The following is a 23,064-nucleotide window of genomic DNA, read 5'->3' on the forward strand; positions in this document are numbered from 1 at the left end:
TCCCGAAATCAGGAGCCCCGTGAATCACGCCCCCTCCGACCCGCTCGCGTCGCTCGCTGGCGTGCAGCGCCGCACGATGGTCGTGCTGGTGATCACGCAGATCGTCGGAACCGTCGGCGTCGGCGTGGCGCCATCGATCGGCATCCTGCTCGCGGAGCAGGTCACCAACAGCGAGGCGTGGGCCGGGCTGGCACGCACGGCCAGCACCCTGGGCGCGGCCCTTTTCGGGATCCCGCTGGGCAACCTCGCCGCGCGTCGGGGCCGACGACTCTCACTCGCCGCCGGCTGGTGGATCGCCGGACTTGGCAGCGCGATCCTCGTGGTCGCCGCCCAGCGGAGCCTCGTCGTGCCGCTGTTTGTGGGACTGCTGCTGATCGGCGCCGGCGCCGCGGTGAGCCTGCAGGCCAGGTTCGCCGCGACCGACCTCGCTCAGCCGCACCACAAGGGCCGCGCGTTGTCCATGGTGGTCTGGTTCGGCACGCTCGGGACCGTCATCGGGCCGAACCTGGGCGCGCCGGGCAAGATCCTCGGCGCCGTCACCGGGCTGACGGTGTTCGCAGCGGCCTTCCTGATCGCGGCGGTCTTCCTCATCCTCGCGGGCGCCGTGGTTTTCGTCGCGCTGCGCCCCGACCCCCTGCTCATGCTTGCCGAGCGCGTCGGCACGCCGACGACGACGCGCAAGGCGAGCCTGCGCCAGCGGCTGCGCGCCATGGGCGCGGAGCTCGGCGGGAACCGGCCGGCGCGGGTCGCTGTCGTCGCCATCCTGACCGGCCAGGTGGTGATGGTCGCCATCATGACCATGACCCCTGTGCACATCGTCCACCATGGCGGCGACATCGATGTCGTGGGCATCACGCTCAGCATCCACATCGCGGGCATGTTCGCGTTCTCGCCGATCGTCGGCTGGCTCAGCGACCGCTTCGGCCCGCGGCCTGCCATCTGGGCCGGCATCGCGATCCTCCTGGCGTCGCTCGTCATCGCCGCAGCCTGGCCTGACGACACGGCCTGGGTCATGACGTCGCTGTTCCTGCTCGGCCTCGGCTGGTGCTTCACGAACGTCGCGGGCTCGGCACTGTTCACATCGACGGTGTCGACGGATGTCCGCGCCTCCTCGCAGGGCGGGGTCGACGCGCTGTCCAACCTGCTCGGCGCGGTCGCCGCCTTCGGCGCGGGCCCGCTGCTCGCCGCCAGCAGCTTCCCGATGCTCTCGGTGCTGACGATGGTCGCCCTCCTCCCCCTCTGCGTGCTCGTCGCGCGCCCGCTCCCCCGGACCTAGGAGCGTGCTGAACAATGCTTCCTCCGGCGAGGACGTGCCAGGCGGGATGAGATACGACCCCCAGATCTTGTAAGCGTATTGGGACATACCCGTCAAGATATGGGGGTCGTAGATCGCCCGATCTGGTGCGCCGCAGCCGAGGAATGATTGTTCAGCAGGCTCCTAGGAAAGCACTGGTCAATCGGGCACCGGCTGCGGCGCACCATTGACCAGTACTTCCCTAGTGCCCGGCGTCGCGGACGAGCAGGGCGAGGCGGACCCGGTTCATGTCGTCGAGCTTGGTGAACACCCTTGTCAAGTGTGTCTTCACCGTCGCCTCGGAGCAGTAGAGCACTGCACCGATCTCGGCGTTGGAGAGGCCCTTCGCGACGCACTCGGCCACCTCGCGCTCCCGTGGGCTGAGGCGCTCCAGCAGCTGACGCGCGGAGGTGCGGCGCCGGTCCGCACCCGTATCGGCGAAGCGGTCGAAGAGCGTCCTCGTGTGCGCCGGGCTCAGCATGGCGTCTCCGGCGGCGACGACGCGTACGGCCTCGATCAGCTCGGAGGGCGGCGTGTCCTTCAGCAGGAACCCGCTCGCCCCGGCCTCGATCGCGGCGAAGACATGCGCGTCGAGCTGGAAGGTGGTGAGCACGAGCACCCGCGGCGGCCCGCTGGCCGCGGTGAGGCGCGCAGTCGCCTCGATGCCGTCCACCCTGGGCATCCGGATGTCCATCACGACCACGTCCGGCCGAGTGGCACCCACGAGTTCCGGGACGCCCGCGCCGTCGTCAGCCTCTCCGACCACCTCCAGGTCCGCTGCCGTGGACAGGATCGCGCGCAACCCCGCGCGGACGAGGGGGTCGTCGTCGACGATGGCAACGCGGATCACGCCGTCGCCTCCCAGGGGAGCCGCGCGCACAGCTCGAAACGGCCGCGCGACGCGCGAGCATCCAACTCGCCGCCGAGCACCGCGAGCCGCCCGCGCAGGGTGCTGAGACCGGTCCCGGCGCCGGATTCGCCGCCGGGCGTGAGCGGGTTGCCGACCCGCACCTCGAGGCTCTCCCCCGGCGCGCCGGACAGCACCACGTCGACCGCGGCGCCCGGCGCGTGCCGGTGCGCGTTGGTCAACGCCTCATGGATCACCTGATAGGCGACGCGCCCCGTCGACGGCGGAAGCGCGGCCCGATCCTGCTCGGCGAGCCCGTCGCGCACGGTGACGACGGCGCCCGCGTCCCTGCTCTCCCCAATCAGTCTGGGCAGGCCTTGCAGCCCGGGCGTCGGGTCGCGGCGCTCATCCTCGCCGAGGGCATGCACGACGGCGCGCAGCTCGGAAAGCCCTGAGCGTGCCGTCGACCTGATCTGCTCCGCGGCCTTGGCGACGTCCGGATCCTTCGATCCGACCTCCAATGCGCCCGCCTGCATCGTCACCAGCGCCAACACGTGGCCGAGCGAGTCGTGCATCTCCTGCGCGATCCGTTCCCGTTCCCTATGGACCGCCTGGCTCGCGGCAAGCTCGCGCTCGAATTCCGCCCGCGCCGCGCTCTCCGCGACAGAGGCGGCCAGCCGCCGGTGCGCGCTGATGTAGCGGCCGACGGCGATCGGGGCGAAGAGGAAAGGCATCAGAAGCAGCGCGCTCACCGCCGAATCCGCGGGTGGCACGCCGTCGTGATAGTCGTGGGCGTAGAGCCAGCCCATGGTCCCGACGGCGCCGAGCGAGGTCATCAGCCACACCCCGAGGCCCTTGCGGCGCATCGAAAGGCTGACCACGCCGATCAGGAACAGCGAGAAGCCGTAGAGCGGCGCAGCGACGACGCTCGCGATAGGCAGCAGGTACGGGAGACGCACGCGCCACACGACGCCCGCGATCACCATCGGCACCAGCACCGCCACGAGGACCCACAGCCAGGGCGTCATCGTCGGCAGCCGGGCGTTGAAGTACATCAGTCCGATCGCCGCGAAGTACATGAGGTTCGCGCCCCAACGCATCCTCCAGCTCCGGTCGGGGGCAACGCCGGCCGGCCGGGGGTTCGCCTCCACGCCGCTCATGACACGACAGTAGTGGGCCATCGGACCCCTGCGGTGTCCATCTATCGTCGTATTGGGTGCGATCCGGTCGGGCGACGCGCCGCCGGGCGCGCGCGACGAGGATCGTGGCATGACGAACGCAACGACCGCAGGCGCCCTCATCGTCGCCGAGAACGTGACCGCCTCCTTCTCCGTCGGCGCCCGGCGGGTGGAGATCCTCCACGGCGTCTCCCTTACCGTCAGCGAGGGCGAGGTGTGTGCCGTGATGGGCGCCTCCGGTTCCGGCAAGTCGACGCTGCTGTACTGCCTCGCCGGGCTGGAGCAGCCGAGCGGCGGCGCGGTCTCACTGCTCGGGGAGCCCATCGGCCAGCTGTCTCGGCGCCGACTGGCGGAGCTGCGACGCCGCGAGCTCGGGTTCGTCTTCCAGTCCTACAACCTGATGCCGACGCTGCCCGCCGCGCAGAACGTCGCCCTGCCCTCCCTGCTCCGCGGCGAGCGCGTCGACCGGGCGCGGGTCGAGGAGGCGCTGGCCGCCGTCGGCCTCGCCGATCGTGGGGCCGCGCTGCCGTCATCGATGTCCGGTGGCGAGCAGCAGCGGGTGGCCATCGCGCGGGTGCTCGCGCAGCAGCCACGAATCGTCTTCGCCGACGAGCCCACCGGCGCGCTGGACACCGCGAGCGGGCGGACGGTGCTCGCCGAGCTGTGCCGGATCGGAAGGACGCCCGGCCAATGCGTGCTGATCGTCACGCACGATCCCGCGGTCGCGGCGGCCTGCGACCGGGTCGTCTTCATGCGCGACGGCCTGCTCGTGCGCCAACTGACCGCCCCGTCGACCGAGGTGGTGGCTGCCCAGCTCGCGCAGCTCGAGGAAGAGGCCGCGGGCCGCGACGCCGGGGCGGTGGCCTGATGCGTTCCCTGATCGTCGCGGAGCTGCGCAGCGCGTGGAGCTCATGGTGCGCAGTGCTCATCGCGTTCGTCGCGGCGAGCTTCTCCATCGTGCTCGCCCTGCTGGCGATCGGCAGCGTCGCCGACACCGTCGCGACGGGGCTCATGCCTCCCGAGGAGGTACCCGCGCTGCAGTTCGTCCCCGCGTGGAACCTGGGATTGGCGATCATCGGGACGCTCAGCGTGATCGGGGCCGTGACCGCACTGGTGGTGCAGGCGCGGCGCGGAGCACTGGCGCGGCTCGCGCTCGCCGGGGCAACGCCCGGACAGGTGTCACGCATCCTGATGGCGCAGCTCACACTGGTTGCCGCAGCGGGCGCCGTGCTCGGGACGGCACTCGCGGTGGCGGCCCTGCCCACCGCCCTCGCCGCGCTGCTCGGTGACCGGAACGTCGACGGCGCCCTCGCCGTCGTGCGCCCCGACCTGTCCTTGGCGCTCGGCGGGGCGGCCGGGTTCGTGGCCGTGGCGCTGCTGGCCGGGCTGCGGCAGTCGCGGGTGGCGGCGAAGATCCCCCCTGTCGAGGCGTTGCGGACCGTTCCCGGCGCGGCCCCTCGACGACGGATGATCGGGCGCTGGGTGGGGGCGATCCTGCTGGCGCTGCTCGTCGTCGGCATTGCGGTGGCTGCAATCGTGTTCGCGTCGCTCCTCAAGGGTGACGGCGCCGACATGATCCTGCAGGTGTCGCTGCTGTGCATCCTGCTCACGGGCTCGGTGTTCTCGGTGGCGGCTCCGCTGACGATCGGGGCGCTGACGCGCGCGTGGACGGCCCTGATTCCGAGCAGGTCCGCGGCGTGGACGATCGCGCGCGCCATCGTCATCACGAAGGGCGAGCGGCTCGCCCGCACCGTGACCCCCATCATGCTGACCGTCGGGCTGCTCGTCGGCCTCGGGTTCATCGGCGCCTCCGCCGTCGAGCTGATGCACTCGATGGGCTACGAGGATGTCCAGGGGGTCACCATCGTCTCCCTCCTCGTGCTGATCGCCCTCGCGCTCGTGATCTCGATCTCGGGCGGCGTGAGCGTGTTGTTGATGATGTCGCGGCAACGGGAGGCCGAGCTGGCGCTGAGCGGCGTCATCGGCGCGACGCCGCGTCAGCAGGCGCTCATCCCCGTGCTGGAGGGCGTCATCATCACCGTCACGGCCACCATCCTCGGTCTGGCGATGACCGCGAGCGGCCTGGTGGTGTTCGTCGTCGGCCTGAACGAGATCGGACTCCCCGCCTCGGTCATCATGCCGTGGGGCCTTCTGGTGTCCGTCGTGTTGATCTGCGGCGCGGTCGTCGTCGCCTCGACGACGTTGCCTGTGCTGCCTTCGCTGCGCAGATCTGCGCGCCAGGTGGTTGCCCAACTATCGGCCGAGTAGGCCGAAACCCCCGGTTTGCCTGGTTTCGCCCCCCGTTCGGGGATAGCGTTGAGCATGCGCATTAACGACGTCATCGACAGCAAGGGCCGCACGGTCATCACCGCGCGCGCCGAACAGCCAGTGAGCGATCTGGTCCGTCTCCTCGCGGAGAACCGGATCGGCGCCGTCGTCATCACCGACGACGACCGGATCGTCGGCATCGCCGGGGAACGCGACGTGGTGCGCGCCCTGCACGACCGCGGCACCTCCGCCCTCGACGATCCGATCTCCTCGCTGATGACCGCGGAGGTCCACGTCTGCGGGATGAGCGACGAGCTGTCGGCTGTCGCCGCGGCCATGACCGAGATGCGGGTCCGGCACTTCCCCGTCGTGGTGGACGGGCAGCTCGCCGCGATCGTGTCGATCGGCGACATCGTCAAGAGCCGGATCGATCAGCTGCAGAGCGAGCAGGAGCAGCTCGTCAACTACCTGCAGGCGACGGGGCCGGACAGGGTCTAGGGAAGCACTTGATCAATAGGGCACCGGCTGATCAGTGCTTCCCTAGGCTACCGGATCGAGCACGACGGGTACCTTTGCCCAGCCGCTGACCGGCGGCAGCTCGCGCACTGCGCCGCGCTCGCGCGACATGCCGATGTGGGCGGTCTGCGACAGCAGCTCCCAGACGATCACGCGCAGCTCCATGAGCGTCAGCGCTCGCCCGGGGCAGACGTGCGGGCCGATGCCGAAGACGAGGTTGTCTGCGGCATGCTCGTGTGGATTGAACGCGTCCGGCTCCGCGAACGCCAGTGGGTCGCGGTTCGCCGCCGTCCAGTTGAGCACAACACGGGTCCCCGCACCGATCCGCTCGCCGCCGACGACCGTGTCGGTCGTCGTGATCCTGCGGTTGGAGACGAAGGGATCGTCGATGCGGAGGATCTCCTCGAGCGCGTCCTCGAACTCCCGGGTGCGGTCGGCGGCGACGAGGCCGCGCAGGTAACCCTGGACCGCGACGTCGGTGGCGAGGTGGTGCACGATCACGCCGACGGAGGCGGCAAGCGAGCCGAGGTCGCCGGCGGTCCAATTGCGCAGGATCGAGACGATCTCCTTGTCCGGCAGGGGGTCACCGTCGATCCCGTCGCGCATCAGACGCGCGGTCACGTCGTCGATCCCGCCGCCGCGGCGCGCGTCAAGGAGCCGGGTGATGATGGCGTCGAACCGTCCTGCGACCTCCGCCATCCGCGAACGCTCCCCGGAGCGCGTCGCCTCGCGGTTGTCGGCCACCCAGGCGACGAGCTCGTCCTCGATGTCGGCCGGCCAGCCAAGCCAGGTGCTCTGCGCCCGCACCGCGAAAGGGGTTCCGACGTCCAGCACGGTCCGCACGGTCACCCCCCGGGGCAGCGCCCCGACGATCGCCTCGGCGTGCGCACGACACTGCGGCTCCTGGGCGGCCACCTCCTCGTCGGTGAGGTAGGCATCGATCAGCGCCCGGTAGGCGCGGTGCTCCTCCCCGTCGAGGCTGTTGGGCAGCGCCCGGTGCGCGGAGACGGCGCTGGAGAACGTGCGTGCGTCGAGTGCGGCGGCGCGCACGTCAGCGTGCCCGAGCAGCATCACCGTGCCGTCCGGGGCCCTGAGCACGGGACACGCCTCCCGCTGCGCGTCGAGCATGACGCGCAGATCGGGCTGAGTACCCGCCTCCGAGTGCGGGTCGGCTGTGATGTCGGTTGTGGCGTCGGCAGGTTCGGACATGCTCCGACAATACGACGATCGGCCGACCTGGGGAACGAATCAGGGCACCCCGCATGCGGGGTGCCCCGACTGGTGTAGGTCTGTTGGTTTCGACACGGTCGCTCGGCTGGTGCCTCGTCGACCGGCTCGACCAGCGGAGGATTCAGCGACGCAGGCCGAGGCGAGCGATCAGAGCGCGGTAGTGCTCGATGTCGTTCTTCGCGACGTAGTTCAGCAGACGGCGGCGCTTGCCGACCATCAGCATCAGGCCGCGGTGGCTGTGGTGATCGTGCTTGTGCTGCTTCAGGTGCTCGGTGAGATGAGCGATCCGCTTCGTCAGCAGCGCGATCTGCACGTCGGGCGAGCCGGTGTCGCCCTCGGACGTCGCGTACTCTTCGATGACCTTCTTCTTAAAATCAGCATCCATACCTGGGGCTCCTCTCGGTTCGCTGCACGGCGTCCCCTTCGCGGGTGCGGTCGGGACTCTTACAGGGCCGTGGCCGATTTACGGCAACCTGAGAAGGCTAGCACCGCTGCGACAGCCCGGCCTAATCGGTGGTTCCTGATCAGGTAGGGTTGGGATCCCCACCCCGACAAGGACCTTGAGGAGGACCCATGGCTGTGACCGTGCGTCGCGCAACGGCCGACGACCTGGATCTGCTGCGTCCTTTGCAGTATCGCCCGGAACTCAATCTCGTCGACGAACACTTCGCCCAGCAGGAGACGGGACGGCTCATCTTCGCGGTGGCCGTCGACGGCGACGAGCCGCTCGGCACCGCCATACTCGACTTCGATGCGGACCAGATGACGCCTGAGCTACGCAACATGTACGTGTACCCGACGGCCCGCCGCAAGGGCGCCGGTCGCGCGCTCACCCGCTACATCGAGGACGAGGCCCGTCGCGCCGGCCACACCGCCGTCTACCTCGCCGTCGACCCCAACAACTACAAGGCCGTTCCCCTGTACATCTCGCTGGAGTATCACCCGACCGGCGAGCACCTCTTCGTCGACAACCCTGAGGTGCAGCAGGTCGAGGAGGGCCAACAGCCCAGCACCCACTACGCGATCTACAAGAAGTCGTTGACCGCGCGCTGAGCAGTCGACGCTAGCGGGGCCCGTCGGAGAGGATCCGGCGGGCCTCTTCCACGTCCGCGCCCATCTGCGTGATGAGCGCATCGATACCGTCGAACCGGACCTGGCCGCGGAGGCGAGCAACGAAGTCGACTGCGATCTCCGAGCCGTACAGCTCCAGGTCGGTGCGGTCGAGGACGTAGCTCTCGACACGCCGGTCGGTGCCGTCGAAGGTCGGGTTGCTCCCGACAGAGATCGCCGCCGCCAGGGGACCTGCCCCCGGCTCGTCGAGGACCGTCACCCAGCCGGCGTACACGCCGTCGGCAGGCACCGCCATCTCGCGCGGGACGGTCAGGTTCGCCGTCGGGAAGCCCAGTTCGCGCCCGCGCTGGTCCCCCACCACGACAACACCGCGGAACCGGAACGGTCGGCCGAGATGCCTGGCGGCCTCCGCGACGTCGCCGTCCTCCAGCGCAGCCCGGATGCCGGTGGAGCAGGAGACCTTCGCGTCGACCTCCTCGAGCGCGAGGTGCCGGACCTCGAAGCGGCCCTCCCCCAAGCGAACGAGGGTGCCGACGTCGCCGGCCGCGCGGGCGCCGAAGCGGAAGTTCTCCCCCACCACGATCCGGGCGGGGTGCAGCGGCACAAGGAAGCGATCGACGAACTCCTCCGGCGTCATCGACGCGACGTCCGGTCCGAAACGGATAACGCGCACCTCATGCGCACCCGCGTGCTTGAGCAGGTCGATGCGCGTGCGGAGGTCCGTCAGAAGTTTCGGCGCCTGCTCCGGCCGCAGCACGCTGACCGGGTGCGGCCAGAACGTGACGACGGTGAGCGGAAGGTCGACGTCGCGGCACGCCTCCGCGAGCACCTTCTGATGCCCGCGATGCACGCCGTCGAAGTTGCCGATGACGACGACCGTCTGCTGCGTCCTGTCTCCCACAATGGCCAAATGTGGCACGGTCACCCGAGCACCGCAACCGGCCGCGAGCCGACGTCTGTGGGGCGGTACAGCGCCATCAGCTCGCCCGACGGCGCGATCAGGCCCGTCGGATTCGCCGGCACGGGCAGCGCAAGCGGGCGGCCGAAGCCGACGTCGCGCGCCTGCTCCTCCGTCAGCTCGACGACGGGAAAGCTGAGCCGGGCGGCGTCGGCCATGGACATGAGCGCCGGCGGATCGTCGCCGAGGGCCACCGCGTCGTCGAGGGTGTAGCCGCCGATGCGGGTGCGGCGGAGCTTCGTCAGGTGCCCGCCGACGCCGAGCGCGGCACCGAGATCGCGGGCGATGGCCCGGACATAGGTGCCGGAGGAGCACTCGACGTCGAGGTCGACATCGCACATTTCGCCCGAGGCTCTGACATCGAGGACGTCGAGCCGCGAAACCGTGACGGGCCGGGCCTTCAGCTCCACCCGCTCACCAGCGCGGGCGAGCGCATACGCGCGTTTGCCGTCGACCTTGATGGCCGAGACGGTCGTGGGTACCTGGAGGATGTCGCCGCGCTGGGGCTCCAGCGCGCGATCGACTTCGGCCAACGTCAGGCCCGAGGCATCGGCGACGGGCAGCACCTCCCCATCGGCGTCGTCGGTGTTCGACGACGCGCCGAGGCGCACGGTTGCCAGGTAGCGCTTGTCGTGCAGGGCCAGGTGGCCGAGCAGCCTCGTCGCCCGGTTGACGCCGAGGATGAGCACCCCGGTCGCCATCGGATCCAGCGTGCCGGCATGCCCGATCTTGCGGGTGCCGAGCAGCCGACGCAGGCGGCCGACCACCTGGTGGGAGGTGACCGCCGACGGCTTGTCGACGATCACCACCCCGGAGGACGAGCTCACTGCTCGTCGTCCTCCTCGGCCTCGCGCGGCTTGCGGTACGGGTCCGCCTCGCCCGCGAACTCCTTGCCGACGGCCGACGCGGCGGCCGCGGCGTCCGCCGCCTGCACCTGGGCGAGCAGGTCCTCGATCTGCTTGGCCGACTCCGGCGTCGCGTCGAGCACGAACTCCAGCGTCGGGGCGAACTTGACGCCCAGCTGCTGGCCGACGGTGGTGCGCAGCATGCCGGTCGCCGACTCCAGAGCGGCGGCCGTGCCTGCCCGCTCCGCGTCGTCGCCCAGCACCGTGTAGAACACGGTCGCCTCGCGGTTGTCGCCGCTCAGCCGCACCTCGGTGATGGTCAGGAACCCCAAGCGGGGATCCTTCACCCGGCGCTCGAGCGTCTGGGCGATCACCACCTTGATCTGATCGGCCAGCTTCGCGTTGCGTCCGCTCATCAGTCGCGCTCCTTCTCAACCATCTCGAACGTCTCGACGACGTCGCCGACCTTGATGTCGTTGTAGTTGTTCAGGGTCATGCCGCACTCGAAGCCCTCGCGGACCTCCGTGGCGTCGTCCTTCTCGCGCCGCAGCGACGCGATGGAGGTCTCGGCGACCACCACGCCGTCGCGGAGCAGGCGCGCCTTGGCGTTGCGCCGGATGAACCCGCTGGTGACCATGCAGCCCGCGATGTTGCCGAACTTCGAGGAGCGGAACACCTCGCGGATCTCCGCCTGGCCTCGCACCTCCTCGGCGTAGATCGGCTTGAGCATGCCCTTGAGCGCGGCCTCGATCTCGTCGATCGCCGAGTAGATGACCGAGTAGAACCGGATGTCCACGTTCTCGCGGTCCGCCATCTGCTGCGCGTGCGGCGTCGGGCGGACGTTGAAGCCGATGATGACAGCCTTCGAGGCGGCGGCCAGCGAGACATTGGTCTCGGTGATGGCGCCGACGCCGCGGTCGATGACCCGGAGCGACACGTCCTCGCCGACCTCGATCTTGCTGAGCGCATCCTCCAAGGCCTCGACGGAGCCGGCCCCGTCGCCCTTGAGGATGAGCAGGAGCTCCTGCGCCTCGCCCCTCTGCAGCTCGTCGAACAGCTGGTCGAGGGTCTTGCGACGGCTCGTCTTCGCCTGCTGCGCGGCACGCATGCGCGCCTCGCGCTTGTCTGCGATCTGGCGGGCCATGCGGTCGTCGTCGACAACGAGGAAGTTGTCGCCGGCGCCGGGGACCGATGTCAGGCCGAGCACCTGGACCGGCATCGACGGGAGCGCCTCGGTCACGTTCTCGCCCTGGTCGTTGATCAGGGCGCGGACGCGGCCGTGAGCAGATCCCGCGACGATCGACTCGCCGATGCGGAGCGTGCCGCGGTGGACGAGCACGGTCGCGACGGGGCCGCGGCCCTTGTCGAGATGACCCTCGATGGCCACGCCCTGCGCGGGCATGTCCGGGTTGGCGCGGAGGTCGAGCGCGGCGTCCGCCGTGAGCACGATGGCCTCCAGCAGCTCGTCGAGGCCGTAGCCGGAGACCGCGGAGACGTCGACGAACTGGGTGTCGCCGCCGTACTCCTCCGGGATCAGCCCGAACTCCGAAAGCTGACCGCGGACGCGGACCGGGTCGGCCGCCTCCTTGTCCACCTTGTTGACCGCGACGACGACGGGCACGTCGGCCGCCTTCGCGTGGTTCAACGCCTCGATCGTCTGCGGCATCACGCCGTCGTCCGCGGCGACCACGAGCACCGCGATGTCCGTGGACTTCGCGCCGCGGGCGCGCATGGCGGTGAACGCTTCGTGGCCCGGGGTGTCGATGAAGGTGATCTTGCGCTCGTTGCCGTCGACCTCGGTCTCCACCTGGTAGGCGCCGATGGCCTGCGTGATGCCGCCGGCCTCGCCCGCGACGACGTTGCTCTTGCGCAGCGCGTCGAGCAGCTTGGTCTTGCCGTGGTCGACGTGGCCCATGACGGTGACGACCGGCGGGCGGGCCGCAAGGTCGGACTCGTCGCCGATGTCCTCGCCGAACTCCAGGTCGAAGCTCTCGAGCAGCTCGCGGTCCTCGTCCTCGGGCGAGACGACCTCGATGTTGTAGTCGAGCTCCGCGCCCAGCACCTCAAGGGTGTCGTCGGCGACCGACTGCGTGGCGGTCACCATCTCGCCCAGGTGGAACAGCACCTGCACCAGCGAGGCCGGCTCCACGCCGATCTTCTCGGCGAGGTCCGTCAGTGAGGCGCCGCGGCGGAGGCGGACGGTCGCGCCGTCGCCCTTCCGCAGCCGCACGCCGCCGATCGTCGGGGCCTCCATCTGGTCGAACTCTTGCCGACGCTGCTTCTTCGACTTGCGCCCCCGCTTACCGGCGGAGCCGCCGCGGCCGAAGGCGCCCTGCGTGCCGCCGCTGCGGCCACGGCCACCGCCGCGGCCACCAGCAGGCGCGCCGCCGCCACCACCCATGGGCGGGCCACCCGCGCCGGGACGGCCGCCACCGCCACCGCCCGCGCCGGGACGGCCACGGCCGGGACCGCCGCTGCCCGGACGGGCAGGACGGGAGCCGATGGCCGCGTTCGCGGTCTTGGGCATCATGGCGGGGTTAGGCCGCGGCATGCCGGGAAGGCCGCCGGTACCGCCGGGACGAGGCATGCCGGGAAGGCCACCCGTCGCGCCGGGACGCGGCGCGCCGCCCTCGCGGCGCTGGCCGTCGGGACGGGCGGGACGACGCTGCTGCGTGCCCATGCCCTGCGCCGGGGCGAATGGGTTGTTGCCCGGGCGGGGACCGCCCGGCTTACGCGGGCCGGGGGTCGCGCCACCGGGGCGCGACGCGCCACCGGGACGGGGCCCGGGTGTGGCGCCGGCGCCGGGACGCGGGCCGGACGAACCGCCGCCGGGGCGCGGCGCGGGGGCGGCACCACCGGGGGTCGACGGACGCGACGGCGCCGGCGACACGGAGGCCGCCGGAGGCGTCGCAGGCCGCGGCGCGGCAGGACGGGGTGCGCCGGGGCGCGGGGCCGATGTCGGGGTCGGGGTCGGTGCCGGGGTCGGTGCGGCCGGGGTCTGCGCCGCAGGCGCAGCGGGAGCGCTGGGAGCCGGGGTCGGCGCCTTGGGCGCGGCGGGCGCGGCCGGGGCGCTGGGACGCGCAGCCGGGCGGGGCGCCTGCTCGGTCTTGGGCGCGCCGGAAGGAGAGCCGCCCAGGCTCTCCTTGATCTTGCGCACCACAGGGGCCTCGAGCGTGGAGGACGGGCCGCGAACGTATTCGCCCATCTCGCCAAGCTTGGCCAGTAGTTCTTTACTTGTGATCCCGATTTCCTTGGCGATCTCGTGGACGCGGGGCTTAGCCACTGCTCTCCTTCTTGAGGCTCCGACCTGCCAAGGCCGGAACCGCTAGTTGTGCTTGGTCATCGTTGGGTACTCATCGAGTGGTCATGAGCGTTAGCCCACCTTCTGGTTGCCGCCTCAGCGAGGCGTGTGAACGATGTGGCCGCGCGTGCGCAGGCCGACGGACATCATATCGCGGGTGGTATCCCACTTCCACCTGGCGACGAGACGATCTCGGCGAGCGTCGCCGCCGCCCCGAACGCACGCCGGATCGCCTGGCGCTTGACCGCGAGGTCGAGGCACCCTGCATGCACGTAGGCCCCGCGCCCGGACAGCCTCGGACGCGTGCCGTCGACGACGACGTCGCCCCGACGCACAAGGCGCAGCAGCGCGCCCTGCTCGTCGCGGGCGCGGCAGCCGATGCACGTGCGGATGGGAGTCACAGCCTCAGAGTAGCGACTCTGACCTGATTCCCAGGGCAGGCACAGGCTCAGCACATGGTCGACGCCGAGAGTCGGCTCAGGTCGCACAACCCGGCCTGACAACCGACTGGGAAGGAAACCCACATGAAGAAGACCACCATCGCCGGCCTCTCGGCCGCGGCCCTGGCCGCAGGACTCGGGCTCGGCGCCGGGGCCCTCGCCAACGCCGACACCACGAGTCCGACGCCCACGCCGTCGGCCTCTTCCGGCACAGACGCCGGCTCCTCCGGCAAGCCCGAACGCGGCCACCGCGGCGGCGGGCACGGCAAGAGGGGCGGGTTCGGTGCCGACACCGCGACGCTGGCCGCCAAGCTCGGCGTGACCGAGGACGCGCTGAAGTCCGCGCTGGAGAAGGCACGCGAGGAGACGTCACCCTCGGAGACGACCTCGCCGTCGGAGCAGTCCGACGAGCAGCGTCGAGCGGCCCGTGAGACGCGGCAGAAGGCGCTCGTCTCCGCCGTCGCCAAGGAACTGAACCTCGACGAGGAGAAGGTCGCCGGCGCCGTCGAGGAGGCACGGGCCGAGCGCACGGCAGAGCGCGAAGCCTCACAGAAGGAGAAGCTGGCCTCCGCCGTCACGGACGGGAAGCTGACCCAGGCCGAGGCCGACGCCGTCGCAAAGGCCATCGACCAGGGCATCGTCGAACTGCGGGGAGGCCCCCGCGGCTAAGGCCCCGCACGAGACCGAAGGAGACCTAGCCCTCACCCCGGAAGGCCTGGTACCTCTGCTCCGAGTTGAGGTACCAGGCCAGGGTCTTGTCCACCTGCTCCCGGATCCAGGCGCCGTCGGTCTCGGCCGCCAGGTCATTCAGTTCGTAGGGGTCATCGACGAGGTTGTACACCTCGTCGCGCCGGTCGCCGAAGTGATGGATGACCTTCATGTCGCCCTCCATCGTCGCCGCGCACCGCCCCCGGGCGTAGCAGGTTGCCAGTGCCGGCGGCTGCGGCTCGTCGCTCAGCAGGGAGGGGTAGTACTCGTCGACACTGCGAAGGTCGAAGCCCGCGGCGTCGACCACCGTCGGCAGAACGGCCAGCTGGCTGACCGGCCCGGGAACGAGCTTTCCCGCGTGGGAGGGGTCGTGCACGAGGTAGGGAATGCGCAGGCCCTCCTCGTAGATGGTGTTGTCATGCTGGTAGACGCGATGCTCGCCGAAGCCCTCGCCGTGATCACCAGTGATGACGAAGACCGTGTCCTCGTAGAGGCCGAGTTCCTTGAAGATCTCGATCACATGGCCGACGAACCGGTCCTGGTAATGGATGCTGTTCAGGTAGGAGTTGAGCAGCGGATCGTCGACGAAGTCGATGGTCTCGTAACCCTCCAGCGCGTAGTCGTGATGGCCGGTGACGGTCAGCATGCCGAGCAGGAACGGCTGGTCGCGGTGCCGCTCCAGCCACGCGCGCTGCGGCGGCAGCATGATGTCGTCCTCGTAGCCGAAGTAGTTGGCCCTGTTGTAGCCGGCCCTGCTCATCGTGTCGACGGCCATGAAGTCGTCGAAGCCGAGGTTCGCGACGGTGCCGCGGCGGCGCTCGAAACGCTCGGTCGCGGTCTGGAAGAAGCCGGTCGCGTACCCCTGCTCCGCGAGAAGCTCCGGGAGGCAGCGGGCGGGGAGGCTGCCAGGGTCCGCCTCGGTGTTCAGCTGGTCGAGGGGCGGCGCGATGCCGCAGTAGACCGCCGTCAGCGCCTTCGAGGTGTGTGGCAGCACGCTGTAGCCGCGCTCGGGCGTGATGCTCGTTTCAGCCAACGCGTCAAGGACAGGGGTCACCGGATACCTCGTCTCCGGCAGCGTCGACGTCGCCCTGTGCGACTCCAGCGTGATCACGACGACGTTCTTCTGCCATTCCCCACGCGGCGCGAGACGCGTCTGTGCGGGCTGCGGGTCGATGTCGTCGGCGAGCGCTTCGGGGTAGGCGAGCGCCTCGCGCACCTCCCCCATCGCGATTTGGACCGGCGGCGCCAACGCGAACGCGGCCGACACCGTCGGCGCGCTCCACACGCTCGCCGCCAGCAGGCCGACGGCGCCCACCACCGCGAGCCGCCGCACCAACGCGCTGGGCTCCCGGAGCGGGCGCTCCACGGCCCACCCGAGCAGCAGCGGCAACACCACGACGCTCCCGACCGCGACGGCGATCAGGACGTAGCTGTCGGCCGTCATCTGCGAACCGATCATCGGCCCCAGCTCGGCGAGCTCCCTCGCGAAGGTGACGAAGTAGTCCCAGGTCACCGGATTGCCGGTGCGGATCATGTACTCGTGGTTGGTGACGAACACGAGCGCAACGATCAGCGTCGCCAGGTGCGCGAGACAGAAGACCACCGTTCGCGCCCTCCCCCGCGCCAGATGGCACGCGACGAGCCACAGCAGCAGCCAGGCGCCGCCGAAAGCCACGTCAGAGGCGATCTTGACCGCGATGTCGAGCGGCCCCGAACCCGGGTAGAAGATGCGGATGCGGATCGCCTTCAACCACACGCCCAGGATGGTGACCGGGACGAGGAGCACAACGAGGCGCCCCCACATGTGGCGAGGCTGGCGCTGCATCAGCGGGGCGCGGCGACGTCAGGCTGAATGTCGATCCGCCATCCGGTGAGGCGGGCGGCGAGGCGCGCGTTCTGGCCTTCGCGGCCGATGGCGAGGGACAGCTGATAATCGGGGACGATGACGCGGCAGGCGCGGGCGACCGGGTCGACGACCGTGACCGACAGCACCTTCGCCGGTGACAGCGCCGCGGCGACGAACTTCGCCGGGTCCTCGGAGTAGTCGACGATGTCGATCTTCTCCTCCCCCAACTCGTTGGTCACGGCACGCACGCGCTGGCCCATCGGACCGATGAACGCGCCCTTGGCCGACACCGTCGGCTCGTTGGACTTGACCGCGATCTTCGTGCGGTGACCCGCCTCGCGCGCCACCTCCATGATCTCGACGACGCCCTTCTCGATCTCCGGGACCTCAAGGGCGAACAGCTTGCGGACGAGGTTCGGGTGCGTGCGGGACACGACGACCTGCGGCCCGCGCAGCTCGCGGCGCACGCTCACCACGTAGACGCGCATCCGGCGGCCGTGCGAGTAGTCCTCGCCGGGCACCTGCTCGGCCAGCGGCATGATCGCCTCGAGCGAGCCGAGATCGACGCGGACCGCACGCGAGTCGCGGTCCTGCTGCACGGTGCCGACGAGGATGTCCCCCTCGGCGCCGGAGAAGTGGCCGAACTTCTGGTCGTCCTCCGCCTCGCGGATGCGCTGGAAGATCACCTGGCGGGCGGTCGCGGCGGCGATGCGGCCGAAGTCCTCCGGTGTGTCGTCGAAGTAGCCGATGATCTCGTCGTCGTCATCGAACTCGGGCGCGAGCACCGAGACCTTCCCCGACTTGCGGTCCACCTCCACCTTGACGCCGCGCAGCGCGTGCGGGGTCTTGTGGTAGGCGTTCAGCAGCGCATCCTCCAGCGTCTTCAGAAGGTAGTCCATCGGGATGTCGCGGTCGCGCTCGATGGCCTTCAGTGCAGCAAGATCGACGTCCATGTTCAGTTGTCCTCTCCCTCGTCGTCGGCCGCGCGGTTGAGCTCGACCTGAACGACAGCCTTCGTGATGTCTCCCAGCAGGACCCGGCGCTCGGCGCCATCGGCCTCGACGGTGACCACCTCGTCGTCGACGTCGCGGATGCGGGCGATCGTCTCCTCGCCCGGCAGCCACAGCTTCACCAGACGCCCACGGTTGCGGCGGAAGTGCTTGGCCTCGGTGAGCGGCTTGCTGACACCGCGGGAGCTGACCTCGAGCGTGTACGGCGCGTTGCCGACGGCGGGACTGGCGTCCAGCGCCTCGGAGATCGCCGACGAGGCCGTCGCGATGTCGTCGAGGAGCGGTCCGCGACCCTCCGGGCCGTCGCCGTCGATGGTGACGCGGAGGACGGAGCGCTTACCGATGGGGGTCACGTCGAGCCGGTCGAGCTCAAGCCCGTGCTCGGCAAGGATCGGCTCGATAACCGCAGCGAGCTGTGATTCCTGCATAAGTCTTGCTCCGTATCCGGTTGTGCGCCTGATTGTGGAAAGTCGTGAACGCCCAGCATACCTATTGCTTCCCGGAGGCCACGCGCCAACGCGGCCCTCGGCGAAGGTTAGGCTGTCAGTCATGCCCTTCTCCCGCCGCGTCGCGCTGACGGCCGCGGGCGCCGTCGTCCTTGCCGGGTGCAGCAGTCCCGTCGTCAACGGCGACCCCGCGGTCGCCCCGACGCCGCAGACACCCCCGGAGCCGACCCAGGCGCCGGAGGCCGCCGCGGCCCAGGCCGCGGTGGGCGCCCTGGAGGCCGAACTGACTCGTGCAGCAGGTCTGGCCGCGTGGAAGAAGAAGGAGTGGGCTCTGGCAGGGGCCGAGCAGTGCCGCGCGCACCTGGCGCTGTTGTCGCTGCCGGATCCGTTGTCGGCGGCGGAGCAGGAGCCGTTCGCGGCGCCCGCGCCGATCGCGGGCACGGGGACCGACGCCGAAGCCGTCGGCGCGGAGCTGAAGGCGCGGGCCAAGGCCGCCGCGACGGCACTGGAGGCGGCCGCCGACGCGGCAGGCTCGCCCGACCTCCGGCTCACCTGGGCGTCCGCGGCGACGGCTGCCGCGGCGCTGGCGGGAAAGCGCGTCACCCCCGTCCCCGGAAAGGCCGCGCCCCGGCGATTCGCGGCGCCGACGCGGAAGGCCGCGCTCGGCGTCGCCATCTCGCACACGTGGGCGCTGGTCTACGGGTTGGGCGTCGGCCTGGGCAGGCTCAGTTCGCGAGATCCGCTGCACGCGTGGGGCCTCTCGCGGCTCGACGCTGCACGGGAGCTGCGCAACGAGCTGCGGGCCGCACTCGGGACGGACACCCCCGCGCAGCCCGCGGCGTTCGAGCTGCCGACGGCGATGGACTCCTCGAAGACCATCGAAGCCGGCTGGGCTGCGCTCGAGCGGAACCTCCTCGAGGGGTACGCCACCGCCGTCGCCGGCGATGACGCACCCACCTGGCGGGCGCGAATGCGCGGGCAGGTGGGTCCGCTGGCCGACCTGGGCGCGCACCTGTCGTTCTGGCCCGGCTGGGTCTGAGTCACGTAGGCTCTCGCCATGAGCGTGGCGACGAGCAGGGCGGGCTGGCAGGTGACCTCGGCAGCGCTGCTGACCGCCGTCGTCGCGTGGACGATCGCGCCGACCTTTCCCATGGTGTGGGGGATCGACCCGAGCCTCGGCCAGCCGAACCCCGTCACTTATCACAGCTGGATCAGCGGTGCTCCCCTCGGCTACGGCGCCTTCCACGCGCCGGCCACATTCCTCTGCGCGCTGATCGCAGCCGCGGCCGCGTGGTACGGCCTCGCCGTGAAACGCGCCCGCCGCGCACCCGCGTGGTGGGCGCTGGCGGGCGCGATCATCCTCGTCGGTTGGTCGGCCGTCCTCTCAACCTTCCAGTGGCAGCAGGCGGTCGCGCTCATCGGGCTCCTCGGTGGCGCGGCGGCGGCGCTCCTTGCGGCCCGCCGAGCCCTCCCGCCCCTTCTCAAGTAGGTCGTAGAGCACCGGCACGAGCAGCAGCGTCAGCAGGGTCGAGCTCACGAGGCCGCCGATCACGACGATCGCCAGCGGCTTCGAGATGAACACGCCGCCGCCGGTGAGGCCGAGGCCCATCGGGATGAGGGCGAAGATCGTCGCCAGCGCCGTCATCACGATGGGGCGCAGCCGCAGGCGCGCCCCCTGCTCGATGGCCTCATCCACGCCGGCACCGGCCTTGCGCTTCTGGTTGATGAGGTCGATCAGGACGATGGCGTTGGTGACCACGACGCCGATCAGCATCAGCAGGCCGATCATGCTCGGTACGCCGATGGGCGTCCCGGTGATCAGCGAGAGGCCGAGTGCGCCCGTCGCGGCGAACGGGATCGACACCAGCAGGATCAGCGGCTGGAGCAACGAGCCGAAGGTCGCCACCATGATCAGGTAGACCACGAGGACCGCGACGACCATCGCGAGGCCCAGCTGGCCGAACGCCTCCTGCTGCTGCTCGGTCACGCCGCCGACCCGGACGCTGACGCCGTCGGGCAGGTCGAGGGAGTCGATGCCTGCCTTGACCTCGGCGGTGGTCGTGCTGAGGTCCCCGCCCTGGATGCCTGCGGTCAGCGTCGCGGCGCGCACCCCATTGACGCGCGTGATGGAGCCAGGCGAGCTCACGATCTCGACGTCGGCGACGGCGCTCAGGCGGATCGGCTTGGGGTTCAGCTCCTGCGCGGCCTTTGCGTCGTCGGCCAGCACCTCCTGGTCGGCCTGCGACTGTAGCGACGAGTCGCGCTGCTCAAGCACGGCGTCGATCTGGTCGTCGAGCGCCTTCGCCTGGCCGTCGGCCGCCGCCACGCCCTGGCTCAGCTGGATCACCTGCTGGGTCACGGCATCGATCTGCTTGGTCAGCTGGAAGACCGACATCGTCAGCGGCGGGTCGGCCGGGACGGTGGGCGCTGTCGGCGCGTCGGGGTTGGGAAGCGTCGTCGGCGGTGTCTGCAGCGCGGCGAGCTGCTTCTGGAGAGCAGCGAACTGCGACTTCGCCTGCTTGAGCTGGTCGGAGGCCTTCGCGGAGGCCCGCTTCGCCTCGGTGCGGGCGTCGCGGAGCGAGGCGACCTGGTCGTCGAAGGCGTCGGCGGCCTTGGCCTTCGCGTCGGCCGTCATCTTCTCCTGGCGCTTCGTCACCTTGTCCGCAGCTTTCTTGCGGGCGTTCATGATCATGGTCTGCGTGACGGGAAGCTCGAGGTCGCGCAGCTCCTCGACGCTGCGGACTGGGTCCTGCGAGCGCAGGTACACGTCCAGCGTGGTGTCGTCGTGCGTGAGGCTGCCGATCCGCTCGCCGCGGACCGCGCGGGCCACCACCTGACCGATCTGCGCCTGCGTCATCCCCTTCTTCGCGGCGGCCTTCTTGTCCACCTTCACCGCGAGCATGTCGCTCTCCATGGACAGATCGCTCGACGGCGACGAGAGCGACGCGATGCCCTCCATCATCTCCAGCACCTGCGCGCTGCCTGCTGCCAGCGCCTCGGAGTCGTGGCTCTCGACGTAGAGGATCATCTGGCTGGACTGGTCGCTCATGCCGATCGCGACCTCGATCGTTCCGGCGTCGTCCAGCGCGCCGAGCCGCGTGCGCAGGGCGTCGGAGACCGCCGTCGCATCGCTGCCCGCCTTGAGCGCGACGGTGAACGTCGCCTTGTTGACGGCGTTCTGGCTGCCGAGGAAGATCGACGATGAGCCGCCGATGGAGGTCGAGTAGCTCTCCACCTCCGGGACGTCCGCGAGAACGGCCTCGACCTGGGAGGCGGCCTTGTCCGTGTCGGCGAGGGGGGTGCCCAGCGGGAGCTCCTGCGTGACCTGGACGCTGTCCATGCCCGCCGATCCGATGAAGTCCGTCTTCAGGTGCGGGGTCAGGGCAAGCGTGCCGCCGAAGATGGCGAGCGCGATCAGCAGCGTGAGGAGGCGATGCCGCAGCGACCACCCCAGCACCGGGTGATAGGCCTTGTGGAGCCAGGTGTTGGTCTCCCTCTCCTCGAGCGCCGCATGGTCGGCTGCGCCGCTCTTCGGCTTCATGAACCATGACGCGAGCACCGGCACGACCGTCAGGGACACGAGCAACGACGCCAGCAGGGCGATGGTCACCGTGAGCGCGAACGGGCGGAACATCTGCCCCGCCTGGCCGCCGACGAGCCCGATGGGCAGGAACACCGCCACGGTCGTGAGCGTCGAACTGGTGATGGCGCCAGCCACCTCCTTGACGGCCCCCACGATCGAGCCGTGCCCCCACTCGCCCATCGACTGGTGCCGCTTGATGTTCTCAATGACGACGATGGAGTCGTCAACGACGCGGCCGATCGCCACCGTGAGCGCGCCGAGCGTAAGGATGTTGAGCGTGTAGCCGCCCGCCCACAGCCCGAGCAGCGCCATCAGCAGCGCGAGCGGGATGGAGACGGCGGTGATGAGGGTAGGGCGGATCGAGCCGAGGAACACCATGATGACGAGCACCGCCATCGCGAGGCCGATGCCTCCCTCGACGGAGAGGTCATGGATCGACTGCTCGATGAAAGGGGCCTGGTCGAAGACGACGGCGACCGAGGCGTCCTTACCCAACTGCGGCAGCAGCGTGTCGAGCGCACCGCTCACCTCGTGCGCGACCGAGACCGTGTTGGCGTCGGCTGTCTTGGTTACCGACAGCGTCAACGAAGGGCGGCCGTTGACGCGGCTGACGCTGGACGTCTCAACCGGCTGCTCGACGACGGTCGCGACGTCGCCCAGCGCTACCGGGCCATCGGTCCCCTGCAGCATGAGTCCCTTCAGGTCCTTGATCGACGAGTAGGTGGTGCCGGTCTGGACGTCGAGGTTCGCCGCGTCCGTCTTGAGCGTCCCCGACGGGATCGCCGTTGAGTTGGCCATGAAGAACTGGCCGATCGTGGAGGCGTCGATACCTGCGTCGCTCAGTTTGTCGCGGTCGTAAGTGACGATGACCTCGCGGGTCTCCTGGCCCGACAGCGTGACGTCGCGGACACCGGCGAGGGCGCGCAGAGCCGGGAGGACGACGTCGTTGGCCTGCTCCGAGAGCGCCGCAGGTTCCGCGTCGGAGGAAAGGGCGAGGATCATGACGGGGATGTCGTCGAGACTGCCGGTGACCACGCGCGGATCGACGTTCGACGGGAGGGTGCCGGAGATCGCGTCGATGGCAGAGTTCACATCCGAGGCGATCGTGTCGGCGGGAACGTCGTAGTCCCACTGGATGGAGACCTGGGAGACCGAGCTGGAACTCGTCGAGGTGACGTTCGTGATGCCGTCTACGGCCTTGACCGCCGACTCGATGGGCTTGGATATCTCCGCCTCGACGACGCCCGGGGTCGCGCCCGGGTAGACGGTGATGATCGCGCCCTGCGGCACGCTCATCGACGGGATCAGTTCCTGCTTGAGCGCGCCTGCGGAGTACACGCCGAGCCCGATGGTCAGCAGCGCGACGAGCATCACCACGGTGCGGTGTGCGAGGCTCAGGTGGGTGAGTCGGCTCATGGGGCTCCTCGGAGTGCCTAACTGCTTAGCGTTAGGCTAAGCATCGTGAAGGTTAGCACGAGGCTAAAGAGCCACCGAACACGCGGATGTTCGGCATGATGGCCCCC

At 70.2% G+C, this 23,064-nt stretch carries 21 protein-coding genes; 8 read left to right on the plus strand and 13 right to left on the minus strand.

The annotated features are described in order from the left end of the window. Positions 1-19 precede the first annotated feature (19 nt). Entirely contained in the window at positions 20-1,276 is a 1,257-nt protein-coding gene (locus IPJ61_RS06455) for an MFS transporter (protein ID WP_297104333.1), read from the plus strand. 220 nt (positions 1,277-1,496) lie between these two features. Here IPJ61_RS06455 and IPJ61_RS06460 read toward each other — a convergent pair whose 3' ends face one another. Together IPJ61_RS06460 and IPJ61_RS06465 are read right to left on the minus strand one after the other, a co-directional pair. Continuing rightward, positions 1,497-2,144, minus strand: a complete 648-nt coding sequence (locus tag IPJ61_RS06460) for a response regulator transcription factor (RefSeq protein WP_297104336.1) — start codon at positions 2,142-2,144, stop codon at positions 1,497-1,499. Further along, on the minus strand, positions 2,141-3,301 hold the full coding sequence (locus tag IPJ61_RS06465; protein WP_297104339.1) for a sensor histidine kinase: 1,161 nt from the start codon (positions 3,299-3,301) through the stop codon (positions 2,141-2,143). Before IPJ61_RS06465 ends, IPJ61_RS06460 begins: the two co-directional genes overlap by 4 nt. Before the next feature lie 109 nt (positions 3,302-3,410). On the opposite strand from IPJ61_RS06465, the gene IPJ61_RS06470 reads away from it, so the two are divergent. Genes IPJ61_RS06470 through IPJ61_RS06480 form a run of 3 tightly spaced genes read left to right on the plus strand, consistent with a single transcriptional unit; the run spans position 3,411 to position 6,085 of the window. Beyond that, positions 3,411-4,187, plus strand: coding sequence for an ABC transporter ATP-binding protein (locus tag IPJ61_RS06470; RefSeq protein ID WP_297104342.1), 777 nt, complete (start codon positions 3,411-3,413; stop codon positions 4,185-4,187). After that, positions 4,187-5,587 carry an FtsX-like permease family protein gene (locus IPJ61_RS06475; protein ID WP_297104345.1) on the plus strand — a complete coding sequence of 467 codons (1,401 nt, stop codon included), beginning with the start codon at positions 4,187-4,189 and terminating at the stop codon, positions 5,585-5,587. The genes IPJ61_RS06470 and IPJ61_RS06475 overlap by 1 nt, the downstream gene beginning before the upstream one ends. Positions 5,588-5,641: 54 nt before the next feature. Continuing rightward, entirely contained in the window at positions 5,642-6,085 is a 444-nt protein-coding gene (locus IPJ61_RS06480) for a CBS domain-containing protein (RefSeq protein ID WP_297104348.1), read from the plus strand. Between the two features lie 42 nt (positions 6,086-6,127). Here IPJ61_RS06480 and IPJ61_RS06485 read toward each other — a convergent pair whose 3' ends face one another. After that, on the minus strand, positions 6,128-7,312 hold the full coding sequence (locus tag IPJ61_RS06485) for a cytochrome P450 (protein WP_297104351.1): 1,185 nt from the start codon (positions 7,310-7,312) through the stop codon (positions 6,128-6,130). A 142-nt stretch (positions 7,313-7,454) separates the two neighbouring features. Continuing rightward, positions 7,455-7,718, minus strand: coding sequence for a 30S ribosomal protein S15 (gene rpsO / locus IPJ61_RS06490; protein ID WP_297104355.1), 264 nt, complete (start codon positions 7,716-7,718; stop codon positions 7,455-7,457). 188 nt (positions 7,719-7,906) lie between these two features. Here rpsO and IPJ61_RS06495 point away from each other — a divergent pair, with 188 nt between their 5' ends. Further along, positions 7,907-8,386, plus strand: a complete 480-nt coding sequence (locus IPJ61_RS06495; RefSeq protein ID WP_297104359.1) for a GNAT family N-acetyltransferase — start codon at positions 7,907-7,909, stop codon at positions 8,384-8,386. A 10-nt stretch (positions 8,387-8,396) separates the two neighbouring features. On the opposite strand, the gene IPJ61_RS06500 is transcribed toward IPJ61_RS06495, so the two are convergent. From IPJ61_RS06500 to IPJ61_RS06520, 5 genes are all read right to left on the minus strand, one after another. Next, entirely contained in the window at positions 8,397-9,305 is a 909-nt protein-coding gene (locus IPJ61_RS06500) for a bifunctional riboflavin kinase/FAD synthetase (protein ID WP_297104362.1), read from the minus strand. A gap of 20 nt (positions 9,306-9,325) precedes the next feature. Then, positions 9,326-10,189 carry a tRNA pseudouridine(55) synthase TruB gene (truB, locus tag IPJ61_RS06505; protein WP_297104365.1) on the minus strand — a complete coding sequence of 288 codons (864 nt, stop codon included), beginning with the start codon at positions 10,187-10,189 and terminating at the stop codon, positions 9,326-9,328. Continuing rightward, positions 10,186-10,623 carry a 30S ribosome-binding factor RbfA gene (rbfA, locus tag IPJ61_RS06510; protein WP_297104368.1) on the minus strand — a complete coding sequence of 146 codons (438 nt, stop codon included), beginning with the start codon at positions 10,621-10,623 and terminating at the stop codon, positions 10,186-10,188. The genes truB and rbfA overlap by 4 nt, the downstream gene beginning before the upstream one ends. After that, positions 10,623-13,490, minus strand: coding sequence for a translation initiation factor IF-2 (infB, locus tag IPJ61_RS06515; RefSeq protein ID WP_297104371.1), 2,868 nt, complete (start codon positions 13,488-13,490; stop codon positions 10,623-10,625). Before infB ends, rbfA begins: the two co-directional genes overlap by 1 nt. 164 nt (positions 13,491-13,654) lie before the next feature. Then, the gene (locus IPJ61_RS06520) at positions 13,655-13,909 is read right to left on the minus strand and encodes a YlxR family protein (protein ID WP_297104374.1); all 255 of its coding nucleotides are present in this window, start codon (positions 13,907-13,909) and stop codon (positions 13,655-13,657) included. Positions 13,910-14,032: 123 nt separating this feature from the next. On the opposite strand from IPJ61_RS06520, the gene IPJ61_RS06525 reads away from it, so the two are divergent. Next, positions 14,033-14,617, plus strand: coding sequence for a hypothetical protein (locus IPJ61_RS06525; RefSeq protein ID WP_297104377.1), 585 nt, complete (start codon positions 14,033-14,035; stop codon positions 14,615-14,617). Between the two features lie 25 nt (positions 14,618-14,642). Here the strand turns inward: IPJ61_RS06525 and IPJ61_RS06530 are convergent, their stop codons facing one another. From IPJ61_RS06530 to rimP, 3 genes are read right to left on the minus strand one after another with little or no spacing between them, the layout of a single operon-like run. Continuing rightward, on the minus strand, positions 14,643-16,460 hold the full coding sequence (locus IPJ61_RS06530) for an LTA synthase family protein (RefSeq protein ID WP_297104380.1): 1,818 nt from the start codon (positions 16,458-16,460) through the stop codon (positions 14,643-14,645). Positions 16,461-16,480: 20 nt separating this feature from the next. Next, positions 16,481-17,455 (minus strand): transcription termination factor NusA, encoded by a 975-nt coding sequence (nusA, locus tag IPJ61_RS06535; protein ID WP_297104383.1) that lies wholly within the window; start codon positions 17,453-17,455, stop codon positions 16,481-16,483. Positions 17,456-17,457: 2 nt separating this feature from the next. Beyond that, the gene (gene rimP, locus IPJ61_RS06540; protein ID WP_297104386.1) at positions 17,458-17,940 is read right to left on the minus strand and encodes a ribosome maturation factor RimP; all 483 of its coding nucleotides are present in this window, start codon (positions 17,938-17,940) and stop codon (positions 17,458-17,460) included. A 121-nt stretch (positions 17,941-18,061) separates the two neighbouring features. Between rimP and IPJ61_RS06545 the strand changes: the two genes are divergently transcribed. Together IPJ61_RS06545 and IPJ61_RS06550 are read left to right on the plus strand one after the other, a co-directional pair. After that, positions 18,062-18,997, plus strand: a complete 936-nt coding sequence (locus IPJ61_RS06545) for a hypothetical protein (protein WP_297104388.1) — start codon at positions 18,062-18,064, stop codon at positions 18,995-18,997. 18 nt (positions 18,998-19,015) lie between these two features. Next, positions 19,016-19,447 carry a hypothetical protein gene (locus IPJ61_RS06550; protein WP_297104390.1) on the plus strand — a complete coding sequence of 144 codons (432 nt, stop codon included), beginning with the start codon at positions 19,016-19,018 and terminating at the stop codon, positions 19,445-19,447. On the opposite strand, the gene IPJ61_RS06555 is transcribed toward IPJ61_RS06550, so the two are convergent. Further along, the gene (locus tag IPJ61_RS06555; protein WP_297104393.1) at positions 19,343-22,957 is read right to left on the minus strand and encodes an efflux RND transporter permease subunit; all 3,615 of its coding nucleotides are present in this window, start codon (positions 22,955-22,957) and stop codon (positions 19,343-19,345) included. The two genes, IPJ61_RS06550 and IPJ61_RS06555, sit on opposite strands and share 105 nt — an antisense overlap. Positions 22,958-23,064: the final 107 nt, after the last annotated feature.

The sequence above is a fragment of the Tessaracoccus sp. genome, from assembly GCF_016714275.1.
Taxonomy (GTDB): domain Bacteria; phylum Actinomycetota; class Actinomycetes; order Propionibacteriales; family Propionibacteriaceae; genus Arachnia.

What these genes read in the sequence shown, in the direction of transcription:
- IPJ61_RS06475 (WP_297104345.1), top strand. Translation starts at nt 4,187, where the DNA reads ATGCGTTCCCTGATCGTCGCGGAGCTGCGCAGCGCGTGGAGCTCATGG.
- rbfA (WP_297104368.1), bottom strand. Translation starts at nt 10,623, where the DNA reads ATGAGCGGACGCAACGCGAAGCTGGCCGATCAGATCAAGGTGGTGATC.
- IPJ61_RS06555 (WP_297104393.1), bottom strand. Translation starts at nt 22,957, where the DNA reads ATGAGCCGACTCACCCACCTGAGCCTCGCACACCGCACCGTGGTGATG.
- IPJ61_RS06530 (WP_297104380.1), bottom strand. Translation starts at nt 16,460, where the DNA reads ATGTGGGGGCGCCTCGTTGTGCTCCTCGTCCCGGTCACCATCCTGGGC.
- rpsO (WP_297104355.1), bottom strand. Translation starts at nt 7,718, where the DNA reads ATGGATGCTGATTTTAAGAAGAAGGTCATCGAAGAGTACGCGACGTCC.
- IPJ61_RS06525 (WP_297104377.1), top strand. Translation starts at nt 14,033, where the DNA reads ATGAAGAAGACCACCATCGCCGGCCTCTCGGCCGCGGCCCTGGCCGCA.
- IPJ61_RS06485 (WP_297104351.1), bottom strand. Translation starts at nt 7,312, where the DNA reads ATGTCCGAACCTGCCGACGCCACAACCGACATCACAGCCGACCCGCAC.
- IPJ61_RS06545 (WP_297104388.1), top strand. Translation starts at nt 18,062, where the DNA reads ATGCCCTTCTCCCGCCGCGTCGCGCTGACGGCCGCGGGCGCCGTCGTC.
- IPJ61_RS06495 (WP_297104359.1), top strand. Translation starts at nt 7,907, where the DNA reads ATGGCTGTGACCGTGCGTCGCGCAACGGCCGACGACCTGGATCTGCTG.
- rimP (WP_297104386.1), bottom strand. Translation starts at nt 17,940, where the DNA reads ATGCAGGAATCACAGCTCGCTGCGGTTATCGAGCCGATCCTTGCCGAG.
- IPJ61_RS06465 (WP_297104339.1), bottom strand. Translation starts at nt 3,301, where the DNA reads ATGAGCGGCGTGGAGGCGAACCCCCGGCCGGCCGGCGTTGCCCCCGAC.
- IPJ61_RS06470 (WP_297104342.1), top strand. Translation starts at nt 3,411, where the DNA reads ATGACGAACGCAACGACCGCAGGCGCCCTCATCGTCGCCGAGAACGTG.
- IPJ61_RS06480 (WP_297104348.1), top strand. Translation starts at nt 5,642, where the DNA reads ATGCGCATTAACGACGTCATCGACAGCAAGGGCCGCACGGTCATCACC.
- nusA (WP_297104383.1), bottom strand. Translation starts at nt 17,455, where the DNA reads ATGGACGTCGATCTTGCTGCACTGAAGGCCATCGAGCGCGACCGCGAC.
- IPJ61_RS06550 (WP_297104390.1), top strand. Translation starts at nt 19,016, where the DNA reads ATGAGCGTGGCGACGAGCAGGGCGGGCTGGCAGGTGACCTCGGCAGCG.